The sequence below is a fragment of the Nonlabens ulvanivorans genome, from assembly GCF_000732625.1.
Taxonomy (GTDB): domain Bacteria; phylum Bacteroidota; class Bacteroidia; order Flavobacteriales; family Flavobacteriaceae; genus Nonlabens; species Nonlabens ulvanivorans.
In genome coordinates, this window is the sequence record NZ_JPJI01000023.1 from 128,456 (window position 1) to 141,754 (window position 13,299).

Annotated in this window: 15 protein-coding genes; 3 read left to right on the forward strand and 12 right to left on the reverse strand. The window is 34.8% G+C overall.

Features of this window, described 5'->3' with window-relative positions; translation table 11 throughout:
• Positions 1–85: 85 nt before the first annotated feature.
• Complete coding sequence (gene cydB / locus IL45_RS02850; RefSeq protein WP_036580110.1) at positions 86–1,123, reverse strand: cytochrome d ubiquinol oxidase subunit II; 1,038 nt, start codon at positions 1,121–1,123, stop codon at positions 86–88.
• A 10-nt stretch (positions 1,124–1,133) separates the two neighbouring features.
• Complete coding sequence (locus IL45_RS02855) at positions 1,134–2,489, reverse strand: cytochrome ubiquinol oxidase subunit I (protein WP_036580114.1); 1,356 nt, start codon at positions 2,487–2,489, stop codon at positions 1,134–1,136.
• A 176-nt stretch (positions 2,490–2,665) separates the two neighbouring features.
• Between IL45_RS02855 and IL45_RS02860 the strand changes: the two genes are divergently transcribed.
• From IL45_RS02860 to IL45_RS02870, 3 genes are all read left to right on the forward strand, one after another.
• Positions 2,666–3,034: a hypothetical protein gene (locus IL45_RS02860; protein ID WP_051788623.1), complete on the forward strand. Its 369-nt coding sequence runs from the start codon at positions 2,666–2,668 to the stop codon at positions 3,032–3,034.
• An 83-nt stretch (positions 3,035–3,117) separates the two neighbouring features.
• On the forward strand, positions 3,118–5,226 hold the full coding sequence (locus IL45_RS02865) for a TonB-dependent receptor domain-containing protein (protein ID WP_235183312.1): 2,109 nt from the start codon (positions 3,118–3,120) through the stop codon (positions 5,224–5,226).
• A gap of 5 nt (positions 5,227–5,231) precedes the next feature.
• Positions 5,232–5,780 carry a tyrosine-protein phosphatase gene (locus IL45_RS02870; RefSeq protein WP_051788624.1) on the forward strand — a complete coding sequence of 183 codons (549 nt, stop codon included), beginning with the start codon at positions 5,232–5,234 and terminating at the stop codon, positions 5,778–5,780.
• Positions 5,781–5,826: 46 nt separating this feature from the next.
• Here the strand turns inward: IL45_RS02870 and IL45_RS02875 are convergent, their stop codons facing one another.
• The 10 genes from IL45_RS02875 to IL45_RS02920 form a co-directional block, all read right to left on the reverse strand.
• The gene (locus IL45_RS02875) at positions 5,827–6,432 is read right to left on the reverse strand and encodes a class I SAM-dependent methyltransferase (RefSeq protein ID WP_036580119.1); all 606 of its coding nucleotides are present in this window, start codon (positions 6,430–6,432) and stop codon (positions 5,827–5,829) included.
• An 8-nt stretch (positions 6,433–6,440) separates the two neighbouring features.
• Complete coding sequence (locus IL45_RS02880) at positions 6,441–6,914, reverse strand: Dps family protein (RefSeq protein ID WP_036580121.1); 474 nt, start codon at positions 6,912–6,914, stop codon at positions 6,441–6,443.
• Between the two features lie 6 nt (positions 6,915–6,920).
• Positions 6,921–8,249 (reverse strand): MBL fold metallo-hydrolase, encoded by a 1,329-nt coding sequence (locus IL45_RS02885; RefSeq protein ID WP_036580124.1) that lies wholly within the window; start codon positions 8,247–8,249, stop codon positions 6,921–6,923.
• Between the two features lie 63 nt (positions 8,250–8,312).
• Complete coding sequence (locus IL45_RS02890; protein ID WP_036580126.1) at positions 8,313–8,978, reverse strand: peroxiredoxin; 666 nt, start codon at positions 8,976–8,978, stop codon at positions 8,313–8,315.
• 90 nt (positions 8,979–9,068) lie between these two features.
• A complete protein-coding gene (locus IL45_RS02895) occupies positions 9,069–9,539 on the reverse strand; it encodes a methyltransferase family protein (protein WP_036580128.1) in 471 nt (156 codons plus the stop codon).
• Between the two features lie 47 nt (positions 9,540–9,586).
• Positions 9,587–10,849, reverse strand: a complete 1,263-nt coding sequence (locus IL45_RS02900) for an NAD(P)/FAD-dependent oxidoreductase (protein ID WP_036580130.1) — start codon at positions 10,847–10,849, stop codon at positions 9,587–9,589.
• 193 nt (positions 10,850–11,042) lie between these two features.
• Complete coding sequence (locus IL45_RS02905; protein WP_036580132.1) at positions 11,043–12,050, reverse strand: Tll0287-like domain-containing protein; 1,008 nt, start codon at positions 12,048–12,050, stop codon at positions 11,043–11,045.
• Between the two features lie 8 nt (positions 12,051–12,058).
• Positions 12,059–12,427 (reverse strand): cupin domain-containing protein, encoded by a 369-nt coding sequence (locus IL45_RS02910; RefSeq protein WP_036580133.1) that lies wholly within the window; start codon positions 12,425–12,427, stop codon positions 12,059–12,061.
• A complete protein-coding gene (locus IL45_RS02915; RefSeq protein ID WP_036580135.1) occupies positions 12,427–12,696 on the reverse strand; it encodes a heavy-metal-associated domain-containing protein in 270 nt (89 codons plus the stop codon). Before IL45_RS02915 ends, IL45_RS02910 begins: the two co-directional genes overlap by 1 nt.
• Before the next feature lie 164 nt (positions 12,697–12,860).
• Positions 12,861–13,208 (reverse strand): rhodanese-like domain-containing protein, encoded by a 348-nt coding sequence (locus IL45_RS02920; RefSeq protein WP_036580137.1) that lies wholly within the window; start codon positions 13,206–13,208, stop codon positions 12,861–12,863.
• Positions 13,209–13,299 lie beyond the last annotated feature (91 nt).

The window sequence follows — 13,299 nt, forward strand, 5'->3', positions numbered from 1 at the left end:
TATTAATCAAAAAAACCACCTTTAATGGGTGGCTTTTTGTTGATTTATCTCGCTTTCGCGAAAGCGTAATTATACCACTTTATGACTAGTAACTGGTATCGTCTAATTGAACTTTACCATTAAATGTTTTATATAAAAAGATAAGGTATCCAGCGAGAAGTGGAGCTCCAACGACTACCATAGTAAGCATGATTCCTAATGATTTTTGAGAAGATGCTGCATTGTATATCGTAACGCTAAAAGCAGGATCTATCGTTGATGGTAATAATACTGGATATAGTTGAAAAGCTACTAACATTAATAAAAAGGCCATCGTTAAAGATGAAAAGATCAATGCTTGAAAATATTTTTTCTTAGAGACCAATCGAGGCACATTTGCCACTGCTAGAAATGCTAATATAGGAAGTGTAAAAAATAATGGTTGTTCCTTAAATCGATCAGTCACACCTGGTAAGAATATGAGTGTGTATAACGAGGTTACTGCAAAACTAATGATAAAGAAAATCATCCCTTTTTTAAGTAAAAAAGTTAATCTGCTGTGTAATCTTCCTTCTGTTTTAAGCAATAAGAAAATAGCACCTTGGGTCATAAATAATGATAAGGTTGTAAATCCAGCCATGATAGCATAAGGACTTAGAAAAGCAAAGAAAATACCACCTTTATAAGTATAGTTTTCTCCTATTTCAAAACCTTGTAAAACATTACCTAAAACGACTCCTAATAAAAATGCGATTAATGTATTGGATATAAAATAGATGATGTCCCAAGTGGTGCGCCACCATTTCATCTCTTCAGAACTTCTAAATTTAATGGCAGATGATCTTAGGACCAGCAATAATAAAAACAGCATAAATGGAATATACATAGCAGATAACATAGTGGCGTACATCACAGGAAACCCTGCAAATAAGGCACCACCACCTATAATAAGCCATACTTGATTTGCATCCCATAAAGGTCCTATGGCATTAATAGCGATGCGTCTACTTAAATCTTTTTTGAAAAATAAATGCCATGCGCCAGCACCATAATCAAAGCCTTCTAAAATTGCATAACCTGAAAATAATAATCCAACGACTAAATACCATAGTGTAGGGTAATCTATACCTAAAAAAGTTTCCATAATGCTGGTCTTAAACGTATTTTAAAAATTCATCTGGGTTTTTTGCCTCGTCATATGGGCCGTGCTTTATCTTCTTATTTACGGAATAAATAAATAAAAGAAACAATACTGTGTAAACCACTAAGAATAAAATTAACGAGAACAATATCTGATTAGAAGATACTTCTTGAGAGAATCCTTCATCAGTTCTTAAATGACCATAGACTATCCATGGTTGTCTTCCCATCTCTGCAGCAAACCAGCCTACTTGATTTGCTATTTGTGGTAAAAGAACTGAGTAAGCAAATATCTTTAACAGCCATTTTTTATCAAATAAAGTACCTCGCCACCATAAATAGCAAGCATATAAGGTCAATCCTATTAAAAACATGCCTATCGATATCATAATATGATAAAACTGGAAAACAGCATTTACCTGTCCAGGACGTTCATTTTCTGGAAAAGCGTTTAAACCTGTGATAGGCTCTTCAAAATCTTGATGAACTAGGAATGAGAGTCCGCCAGGTAATTTGATACCGGTGACTTCTTGGGTCTCGTCATCTACCCAACCGAATAGATACAAATCTGCAGGTGCAGATTTTTCATAATGGCCTTCCATCGCAGCTAGTTTTGCCGGTTGATTAACGGCAACGCCATCTGCAGAGCTGTGTCCAGAAAGCAATTGTGTTAAAGAAATAATAGTTGCAACGACTAGGGAAATTTTAAAGGCTTTTTTTGATATTTCTACATATCGCCCTTTTAATAAATAGTAAGCATGTACACTAAGAACTAGAAAAGTTCCAGCAAGAAAAGCACCTTGCCAGACGTGAATGATTCTATCAACACTCGATGGGTTAAAAACCATAGCCCAGAAGTCAGTCACTTCAGCTCTAGCATCAAATCCTTCACCTACGATATGGTATCCGGCCGGTGTTTGTTGCCAGCTATTTGCTACAACAATCCATACCGCAGAGAACATAGAACCTAAGAACACCATTATAGTTGAGAAAAAGTGAACTTTAGGAGAAACTCGATTCCATCCAAATAGTAAAATTCCTAAAAAAGTACTCTCTAGACCAAATGCAAAGAGACCTTCGGCAGCAAGTGCACTTCCAAAAATATCTCCGACATATCTAGAGTAAACTGACCAATTAGTACCAAATTCAAATTCCATGATGATACCAGTCGCAACACCTATCCCAAAAGTGATCGCAAATATTTTTAACCAAAAACGCGTCAGAACTTCATATTGTTTATTACCGGTTTTGAGATATAAACCTTCCATGATTGCCATAATTAATCCTATACCTATACTTAAAGGCGGATATATGTAGTGAAAGGCAATGGTAAAAGCAAATTGTATACGGGCTAGAATTTCTGTATCCATCGTGACATGATTTTGTTTTACAAAAATAGGTTCTAGACTTAGTTTGTTATGTTACAATAGTCACTTAAAACCGTTAATTTTTTAAATCTCGCTTTCGCGAAAGCGTCTTTACGAAACCTTTGCTTTATGTGACATTTGTCACCTAACTTTAAAAGACCTATTGATAATTTTGTCATATGAAGTTATGGGTTGCCACTTTATTATCGATTGTACTTTTAAGCAATAGCTTGCGTACTACTATTATGTATAGCTGGTACATAGTTGACTTGGATAGCTTTGTAGAAAGGTTGTGTGAGAATAAAGATAAGCCTACATTAAACTGCGATGGAAAATGTTATTTAAGTAAGATGATGGCCGAAGGTTCTAGTGATAAAGACGCTTCATTACCTTTAATTAACTGGGAAGAGCAAATCTACTATCTAGAAGAAATAAGTTTTGCAATTTTAACTACAGTTGATCAGGAACACAATTGCTTTTTCTTTTATCAATACACTATAACAGATTCTAATATTGACGGTATATTTCATCCGCCACGATTTTCATAATACACTTCGAGATTAACTTATCGAGCGCTATTTTAAAATAGTCGTTCAACACCTTTATGGTGCGATTTTATGAAAATACTATTATGAAAATGAAACAATTAGCGCTAATATGCGCATTAATACCTATGTCTTTATTTGCACAAGAGACGACAAAAAAAGTGCAAGACACTACAGGTACTAAACCGGTAGCTTTAAATACTGTTATCGTCACTGGTCAAGGAGCTACAGATCCAGTACTCACAACGGTAAGAACAGATTTAGTTAAAAAAGTAGTACAGCCTAAAAATGTTGCAGATCTGTTCAGAGATTTTAATGGATTTTCACTCATCAAGCGTGGAAACTATGCTATCGATCCATCTTTTAGAGCCTCACAATATGAACAGTTGAACATTCAATTTGATGGTGGAACTAAAGCGATGCACGCTTGCCCTAATCGTATGGATCCGATTACTACACATGTTGTTCCAGAAGATATTGAACGTATAGAAGTCATCAAAGGACCTTATACTGTTAGATATGGAGCGACCTTTGGCGGGATTATTAACTTAGTTACAGAAAAGCCTATACATCTAGGTAACGGTTTTCAGGGTAGTGTAAGCAGTGGTTATGAGACTAATGGAAATGCGCTAGTCTCTTCCTTGAAACTACACCAAATCACAGATAGATATGATATCACGGCAAATGCCGGTTATCGTGATTTTGGCAACTATGAAGATGGTGATGGAACTGAAATTCCTAGTTCTTTCAAAAGTCTGGATTATGGCTTGCGATTAGGTTATAATATTAAAGATAATCAAAGAATTCAGGCACACTGGAGACAGTCTTATGGAAGAGATGTATTACATGCTGGACTACCTATGGATACCGATGAGGATAATAGCTCGATACTGTCCATAGACTATAAAATTTCTAAGGTGAATGATTTTATTGAAGAAATTAATGCCAAAGCTTATTATTCTTATGTTGATCATATCATGTCTAACAATAGAAGACCATCTTTTATGATGACTGAAGCCATCTCTACCATAGATGCGACAACTGCTGGTGGAAAGGTAGAGTTTAAGATGAAACCTACAGAGAAGTGGATTTTATATGGTGGTCTTGATGCCTTACTTATTGCCAGAGATGGCGTTAGAACACGTACGGTAAAACGCAATATGATGGGCGATCTTTTACCAGAACCTATGGTATTTCAAGATAAGGTTTGGCAAGATTCTTATGTGAATGACTACGGCCTTTTTGCTGAAAATAAATATGCGTTTTCTAATAAAACCATGCTAACGGCTGGTGTCCGTTATGACCTGGTCGTATCAGACATCCAGGATCCAGAAGCTGATTTTCAAGCTTTATATAATGATTTAGGGCAACGTGAAGAGCACAATGTGTCGGCTACGGTTTCTGTAAAGCACAAACTTTCAGGAAACAACACGCTAGAAATCGCCTATGGTCGTGGTGTGCGATCTGCAAATATGATAGAGCGTTATATCAATCATTTTTCAGTAGGTCAAGATCCTTTTGAATATGTAGGAAATCCTAATCTGGATGCTGAGGTAAATAATCAGTTTGAGATAGGTTTTAAAGGAAAAAGAACTTTTGAAAAAGGAATAGACGCTATACGCTATGGAATTTCTGGATATTATTCCATTTATGAAAACTACATCGTTCCTATGGTGGACCCTACGCTAGATAGAAAATTTAACCCTACGGCACAACCTCAAGAGGTCAAGCGATTTATCAATATAGATGATGCTTATAAAACCGGTTTTGAAGCTGAAGCAAGTATAGAGTTTGCTAATTATTTCAATTTTAACACGGCGTTTTCTTATGTGTATACAAGAAATAACGACCTAGACGAGTCTTTACCTTTAACACCACCTTTTATTACAAGACTAGGATTAGGGTTTGAAAAAGAAAAGTTCTGGGCAAATCTTGATTATACCATCACGTCAAAACAAGATGAAATCTCTACTAGTTTTAGAGAAATAGAAACGGCAGGATATGAAACCTTGGATTTAAGATTAGGAGTAAAACCTTATAAAAATGTACAACTAGGTGTTGCTGTGTTGAATATTTTTGATGCAACTTATAATAATCACTTAAACTTTTCATTTACAAATCAAGCCGATTTTGGTCGTGTGCCTATCAATGATCCAGGAAGAAACTTCTCAGTGTTTGCGAATTATCAATTTTAAATAAGATGAATATAAACTTGATAATATCATTGGCATGTTTAATACTTTTTTCGTCAGCTCATGCGCAAATTTCGGATAGTTTAATTCTGAATTCTAAGTCTTTTAAAAACCTATATAAGATTAATGACTCTATATTCCGATCTGAACAACCTAGTAAAAAGGGTTTTAAAGAACTTGAACTTGCAGGGATTGAAACGATCATTAGTTTTAGACGCTTGAGAAATGACTCTACCAAAGCTAGAGGTACTGATTTAGAATTAATACACTTACCACTACAGACTAAAAAGATTAAGGAATCAGATATTATTATGGCGTTAAAAGCTATTCATGAAGCTCCTAAACCATTATTGATTCACTGCTGGCATGGCTCAGATAGAACAGGTGTAGTAGTGGCAGCTTTTCGTATGGTGGTCGAGAATTGGTCTAAAGAAAAAGCTATTGCAGAGTTTAGACAGAAAGAATACGGCTATCATGAAAAATGGTATCCACACTTGATAGGTCTCTTAGAGAATTTAGACACTATTGCTATAAAACAAGAATTAGGATTAGAATGAGTTAAGTCAGGACGTAAAAAAGCCCTTCAAATAAGAAGGGCTTTTTTTATTTTTTAATACCGATAAACCTTATGACTTCGGCTTTACCTTTATGATAATTTCCTTCTGACAATTCGATAGTTTTTTCTTCTAATAACTTAAACTCTAATTCTGGAAATTCGTCTTTGATTTCTTCAATAGAAAATAACATCCCAAAGTTTTTTGGGCCACCTGAAGGTTTTCCTAATTGCGCTTTCGCGAAAGCTTCAAAAATAACTGTCCCATTAGTCTTTAAAAATTTTAAGAGATGTTGAAATGCATCTTTTCTTATTTCTATAGGAAAATGGGTATAACACAATCCTATTGTATCAAATTTGATATCAGTTTTAAAGTCAAGCACGCTAGTAACTTGATAATCTACTACAACCTTTTGCGCTGCTGACAACTGCATTGCTTTTACCTTACCACTTGTACTTATGTCAAAAGCAACAACATCCCAACCTTGCAAAGCCGCATACACCGCATTACGGCCTTCACCTTCGGCAGGAAGAAGTACGTTTCCTGCCACTAACTGGTCTAGTTGTTCTTTGAAAAACACATTGGGTTGTGTGCCATAGACATATTCTTTTTCGGTATAGCGTTCATTCCAAAAGTCTGCTGGGTATTGTTTCATAAATTATATTAGTCTTGGTAAGCAGACAGCATCCATACAAGTTTCTCTTGTTGCACGATATAATCACTCATCAGAGCGACCGTTCCTTCATCGTTTGCATCGCCGGCAATAGATAATATAGCTCTCTCTTTGCTTAAAAGAATCTTTAATGATTCTAAGATACCATTGATAGCTACTTCACCATCTGTCACGTTTTCTGCAGATTTTATCTCTGACGCATCTAGGTATGCATTAAAAGTATGCAAAGGTGTAGCGCTTAATGTAAGTACACGCTCTGCAATTTCATCAACCTTGATTAAGGCATCATTATAAAGTTCTTCAAATTTAAGATGTAGTTCAAAGAATTTTTTCCCTTTTATATTCCAGTGAAAACCTCTTAGGTTCATGTAGAATAATTGATAGTTTGCAAGAAGATCATTAAGCTCAACTGCTGTGTTTTGAGAAGCTTTAATGTCTAATCCTATGTTGTTCATATTTTTCATAATCTATTATTTAAATTGTTCTATATCATCACTTAAATCATACACAGTGGCACTTCCTAGTTTTTTCTGTAAAATGCTACTTCCTGCAGCGCTGCGATAACCACCTGCGCAATGTACTACGATAGGTTTATCGGTAGGGATCTCGCTTGCTGTATCTCTCAATTCATTTAATGGATGAGATAAGGCATTTTCAAAAAACTTTTCTTCTTCCACCTCGCTGGTATTACGTATATCCACTATAGTGTAATTACCTGGATTCTCCTTGAAATCGGCTAGATCTAGTGAAGGTGTTTGTTCTAGATTTTCCTGAGAAAGGGTGATTACTTTAGTAAGTAATTTTTCATATCCGATTTTTGCCACTCGATGCAACATAGTGTCCTTGTTCTCATCAGTGTCGATCACAAGAGTAAACGTATCTTCTGGAGTAACTATGGAACCTAACCAAGTTTCAAATTTGGCATTTTCAGAAACGGCCTGAATATTAAAGCTTCCTTTGAGATGCCCTTTTTTAAAAGCTGCTTCATCTCGCATATCTACTATAAGTCCTGTGGCGCTACCATTTTCTTCAAACGGTATTTCAGATATGGATGGTTCTAAACTGTCTGCGCCTGATTTATTAATGTCAACATCATACCCAAAATAAGATGGTATAAAAGGTTGACCATCCAATATGGTTGACATAAAATCTTCTTTAGACTGCGTTTTAAAAGCCCAATTATCGCGTCGCTCATCTCCTAATGTACTACTCGCTGCATCACTTAAATTCTTACCACATAACGATCCTGCACCGTGTGCTGGATATACCACTGCATTATCTGGTAAATCAGTAAACTTAGTGATTATGGTATCATACATCATTCCCGCAAGTTCTTCTCGTTTTGCTTGCATATTACCGGCTTTTTCACGCAAGTCTGGACGACCTACATCACCTATAAATAACGTGTCACCTGTGAATAGTGCTGTATCATCAGTATCTGTGGCAACGATGGTAATACTGTCTGGTGAGTGTCCTGGCGTGTTGATTGCTTTAAGAGTAATATCGCCTATCGTAATACTATCGCCATCATCAAATGATTGATGCGGATAGTCTGCACCTAATTTTTCACTGTTATAAATGGTAGCACCTGTTTCTTTATATAGTTCGAGATGTGAGCTTACAAAATCTGCATGTGGATGTGTTTCTATGACTGCTTTGATGGTAGCGTTGTTCGCTTTCGCGAAAGCGTAATACTGACTAGGATCACGTTCTGGATCAACAATCGCCATCTCGCCATTACTAACTATCGCATAGGAGTAATGTGCTAACGGTTTGTATTCAAATTGTTTAATGTTCATAGCTGTATTTTTAATTTATTTAAGGGCTTTATTAAAGATAAATAAAGCCCTTATTTATTTGATTTAAATATCTTTTTTTGCAAGATACCAAGTGATTTTTTCAACAGAATCATCTGCTAGTCTTTCATTTAATGCATCTAATGACTTAGGTGGTGGACAGATCGCTTGATCACCTCTTTTCCAGTCTAATGGCATTGCCACTTTATGCTTATCTGACATTTGTAACGCATCTAGGGCTCTTAAAATTTCATCCATGTTACGACCAACGTTAAGTGGATAATACATGATAAGTCTTATTTTTTTTGAAGGATCAATGAAGAATACTGCTCTAACTGCAGCCGTTTCACTTTCATTGGGTTGTAGCATTCCATAAAGCTTTGACACCTTCATGTCTATGTCTGCTATGATTGGGAAGTCAAAGTAAACACCTGTGTTTTCTCTTACATTTTGAACCCAACCTAAGTGTGCGTGAATGCTATCGATACTTAACCCTAATAATTCTGTATTAAGCGCATCAAACTCTGCTTTTCTTTGAGCAAATCCGCTCATTTCAGTCGTGCAAACTGGAGTGAAATCTGCTGGGTGAGAAAACATAACAATCCATTTGTCTTTTGCAAAATCAGACATTTTGATGTTTCCTTTGGTTGTAACCGCTTCAAAATCTGGTGCTGTATCGCCTATTCTAGGCATAGAAATTATTTGTTCTGGCACTACATTTAAATTTTCCATAATAGTATTAATTTATTGTTTTTGTTTCACATGATAAATTTACACTATCGTTAGAGTTGGTACGGTAACCCAAGTTACACAACGAGTTATTTAACTATTTTTAACTAATAACTTTGGTAGAAATCTACCAGTTATTAGTGCATATGTTGAATAACTCGGGAATTTTTGTTTCAGTTTACTTTCCTCATATCTTGATTTTACATAAAATAAAATCAATAGAAGTGAAGCTATCAATATCTTATATATCGAGTCAGAATAAAAAGCGTATCCATAAAACGTCATTAAGATACCTGTGTAAATAGGATGTCTAACGTATCTATATAATCCATTTTTAATAAGTGAAGAGTCACTTCTAGGAGTAGGGAAAGGTGAAAGATTCTTGCTTAACTGTAAAATGGCCAATAGGAAAATTAAAATCCCTGCAATGGCAATGAGTAAACCTATGATGGTTATAATACTTAATAGTTTTATGTGTAGTATCTCTAGGTCTATTATATACATAACAAACAAAACACCTTGAAGAACTACAAGCAAGTAATCTTTATAGCTAAGGTTTTTCATAATATAAATTAAAAAGAGGTCACTTATCGTAACCTCTTTTGTTCTAATTAAACATCTTGACCTTTCATCATTTTATTCCAGTATAGGTATGGCAGGCCAAATTTCTTAAGCATCCATAATCTCCAGTGTTCTTTGGCACTATTAAAGACAAGCATACGTTTTAACTTAGGATCTGGTGTAAAGTTTCCTTCATAATCAAACTCTGCCAGCGTCATTTTACCATATCCTGTAACTAGTGGGCAAGAGGAATAACCATTATAACTTAAATCACCTTTCTTTTGTGTCGTCATTAACTTAAAAATATTATCCACAACTACAGGAACTTGTTTTCTAATAGCAGCACCAGTTTTTGCAGTAGGCAAAGCAGCTACATCACCTAAACCAAAAATATTTGCATGAGAATTATGCTGTAATGAATGATGATTTATATCTAGCCATCCTGCATCGTTAACCAAGCTGGATTCACGTATGAATTTAGGTGCAGTTTGTGGTGGTGCAATATGGAGCAATTCAAATGGAATCTTTATGATCTCATCACCGGTAGCGGTTTCACCTAATTCATTATCCTCATTAATTACACACATGTTTTCTTCTGGTGCGGTATGTTTGAAGTAAGCAATTTTATTATCTGCATCAATTTTAATAGGAGCATAATATGGTTTAAAATGCATTCCTAACCTACCGATCACTTTCATTAAAGTCTCGCGTATAGGTTTAACACCAAAAATGACGCTGCCTGGAGTTGCAAAAATGACATTAGACTTACTAGATAGATTGTTTTTTTTAAAATAATCAGCTGCTAGATATGCTATTTTCTGAGGAGCACCACCACATTTTATAGGTGTTACAGGTTGAGTAAATAGGGCATTACCGCCTTTAAAATTTTTAATACAATTCCATGTATGTTCAGGATCTGTATAGTTACTACAGGCGACACCTTTTTCTAAAGCTTCAGGAAGCCCTTCAATCATCTCTGGTGCCATTACTAATCCTGGAGCTACAACTAGATAGTCATATTTGATATTACCAGATGTTTTAGTTTCTACCGTATGATGATCTGTATTAAAAGCAGTTGCATAATCCTTAATCCAGTTTACACCAGATGGTATAAGACTGGACATAGGACGTCCTGTCTTTTTGAAGTCATATGCTCCAGCACCTACAAGTGTCCACGCAGGTTGGTAATAATGCGTGTCAGCAGGTTCTATAATAGCAATACTGATGGACTTATCTTTTTTCAAGAGTTGCGTAGCGGTCATGATACCTGCGGTTCCACCGCCTATAATGAGTACTTGATAACGTGTTGACATATTGTTAGTTATTGGTGTCTTTAAATGTAGTATTTACAAAATGTCAGTTTTGTAACTATTGTTACTCAAGATTGTTTTAGTATCAATGACCGCTTAATAGCTGGTCGAATTGTATCTAAATAGAAAAGAGCAGATTTATTGATCTGCTCTTTTTTTAAATAAAAAGGGAAAGGTTTTTTAAAGCGGTAATTAATTATTTGAATGTAATACTCCATATACCTCTAACCTGATTGACATCGTAACCAACTGCCTTGTCGGTTGGGTATAATTGTGATATGGTAGCATAAACATCTGCATTGATATCTTTATTAGGTTCACCATGACATTGCAAACACATGGAGTTTGTGGTAATAGGATAATAAAAATGATTCACGCCGTCAATTAATTCTGTTACTGGTTCGTAATCTTTATTACTAGCTATTGACGTTTTGAATTGTTCTATAATTGCTAACTCTTTTTTATTGGCTTGATTATTAATATTGCGAGGACGATCACTAACTCTCTTAATTCTTGCGTTTTGAGCTATTGCCATGCTATCTGTAATAGGATAGGCTTTTACATTACAAAATGTCACAGCCTCTTTAGTTCCTTTTTTTTGAATGGTTCCCATTAAATTTTTACCCAATTCTTTTTTTGTGCTTAAGGCATATTGTAGACCTTTCTCTTCAGGTGTCTGATGATTACTAATTAAAGTGTCGTTTAATTTTGCACCATCATTGCGGTATTTTACCTTGCCTTTACTTTCTTCTTCTATATGTTTTTTGAACCACTCTGGTTCATCGATTTTAAATTCATACATATAATCAGCAATAAGCCTTATGTCTTCTTCCTTAAATACTTGATAAGGCATTAGGTTAAAACGTTTCACGGCACCTCTCATTTTAGATTTTTTCTCTGTTGGTTTTTCTACAAAATTCCAGATAGCATCAGCAAAATCTTTTTGTGAAATATCATCGTTTAAGTAATGTGATTTTACAGCGACCATAGGTGGAGCGATACGACCATCATGATTTGTACTAGGGTTGTGGCATACATAACACTGATTTTCTAATAGTTTTTTACCAGGATGATTTATAGCTGTATAATCGCTAATGATGTCCACATCTTTTTGACTATTGTACTTGGATTTTTTACTATCACTACAACTGCTAGCTAAAACTAGTAGAAGTAAGCTAAGGACTTTAAAAATGACATTTTTCATGGCAGAAATTATTTAGCAAGTAAAAATTTACAATCTGTTTGAGGATATACACCATGTAAGATATCCTTAGGCAATGTTATCATATCGCCAGCAACGACAATTTGTTCTTTATTACCTATAGTCACTTTTGCACTACCTTCAATCATTAAAAGAGGTGCGTCTACAGGTGCAGAATGAGGTTTTAATAATTGATCGCTTCTCATTGCAAAAAGAATCATTTTGTATTGCTCACCTTCAAAAACCACTTTATTTTTAACCTTATCAGCATATTCAATTTGACTGGCTAGATTGGATTCTGACATATTTATGTTTTTAGATTCTTGACTACAACTGGTTAATGTTATTAATGCAAGAAGAATTAAAATTGAACTTTTCATTATAATGTTATTTTACCAGTGGCACAGCTTACAAATGACTTTGCTTTTGTAAAAGTGTTATTGTCTTCTTCTATTGATGGGTAACCTATGGATTTTAATTTTTCCTTTGCTACCAGAGCATCACTTGCAGACAGCGCGTTAAACGATACTGTAGAGTTACCTGTATCTACAGTCACATCTGTGATGTTATCTAATGCTGTAATCTTTGATGTAATAGTGTTTGCACATCCACCACATTTTAAATTCTGTACTATAATCGATGTTTTCATAATGCTTATTTTAATATAAGAAAGTTAAGATTTTATAAGATGATCATAGGTAACCTAAGTTACAGAAGACTGTTATTTTATAAGTTATTTTAAGGACTGTTTTCATTAAAATTAAAAAGGGAAGTCCAATGGCTTCCCTTTTTTAATACAATATATTGTCTTTTCTATCTCCAATTCATATAGCCACCTTGTAAGTCATAGATTTCTTTAAAACCTAAGCTTTCTAGTTTTCTAGCGGCATTGCCACTGCGATTACCAGAACGACAGTATAAATAGATTGCCTTTTCTTTATCATATTTTTGTAACGCATCCATAAATTTAGACGTGTTAAAAAAGTCAATATTAACGGCGCCTTTAATGTGACCACTCTTAAATTCGCTAGGTGTTCTTACATCTACTAATTGTTTTGTCTTGTTAATACTTTTAATAGCCTGCTTAAAATCTGCAGGAGATAATTTCTTTATTTGATCAGACGATGATTTTGTGCCAAAAAGGCTGCTTAAAAATGACATGATAATATTTTTATATAATTCTTCAAAATAAAAATACCACGCCTTAAGCTATTTAAAAGTGACCTTTGTTACACTAATTCATTATAATTAC

Excerpts from the sequence above, each read along its gene's own strand:
- cydB (WP_036580110.1), bottom strand. The coding sequence starts at position 1,123 with ATGGAAACTTTTTTAGGTATAGATTACCCTACACTATGGTATTTAGTC.
- IL45_RS02855 (WP_036580114.1), bottom strand. The coding sequence starts at position 2,489 with ATGGATACAGAAATTCTAGCCCGTATACAATTTGCTTTTACCATTGCC.
- IL45_RS02860 (WP_051788623.1), top strand. The coding sequence starts at position 2,666 with ATGAAGTTATGGGTTGCCACTTTATTATCGATTGTACTTTTAAGCAAT.
- IL45_RS02865 (WP_235183312.1), top strand. The coding sequence starts at position 3,118 with ATGAAAATGAAACAATTAGCGCTAATATGCGCATTAATACCTATGTCT.
- IL45_RS02870 (WP_051788624.1), top strand. The coding sequence starts at position 5,232 with ATGAATATAAACTTGATAATATCATTGGCATGTTTAATACTTTTTTCG.
- IL45_RS02875 (WP_036580119.1), bottom strand. The coding sequence starts at position 6,432 with ATGAAACAATACCCAGCAGACTTTTGGAATGAACGCTATACCGAAAAA.
- IL45_RS02880 (WP_036580121.1), bottom strand. The coding sequence starts at position 6,914 with ATGAAAAATATGAACAACATAGGATTAGACATTAAAGCTTCTCAAAAC.
- IL45_RS02885 (WP_036580124.1), bottom strand. The coding sequence starts at position 8,249 with ATGAACATTAAACAATTTGAATACAAACCGTTAGCACATTACTCCTAT.
- IL45_RS02890 (WP_036580126.1), bottom strand. The coding sequence starts at position 8,978 with ATGGAAAATTTAAATGTAGTGCCAGAACAAATAATTTCTATGCCTAGA.
- IL45_RS02895 (WP_036580128.1), bottom strand. The coding sequence starts at position 9,539 with ATGAAAAACCTTAGCTATAAAGATTACTTGCTTGTAGTTCTTCAAGGT.
- IL45_RS02900 (WP_036580130.1), bottom strand. The coding sequence starts at position 10,849 with ATGTCAACACGTTATCAAGTACTCATTATAGGCGGTGGAACCGCAGGT.
- IL45_RS02905 (WP_036580132.1), bottom strand. The coding sequence starts at position 12,050 with ATGAAAAATGTCATTTTTAAAGTCCTTAGCTTACTTCTACTAGTTTTA.
- IL45_RS02910 (WP_036580133.1), bottom strand. The coding sequence starts at position 12,427 with ATGAAAAGTTCAATTTTAATTCTTCTTGCATTAATAACATTAACCAGT.
- IL45_RS02915 (WP_036580135.1), bottom strand. The coding sequence starts at position 12,696 with ATGAAAACATCGATTATAGTACAGAATTTAAAATGTGGTGGATGTGCA.
- IL45_RS02920 (WP_036580137.1), bottom strand. The coding sequence starts at position 13,208 with ATGTCATTTTTAAGCAGCCTTTTTGGCACAAAATCATCGTCTGATCAA.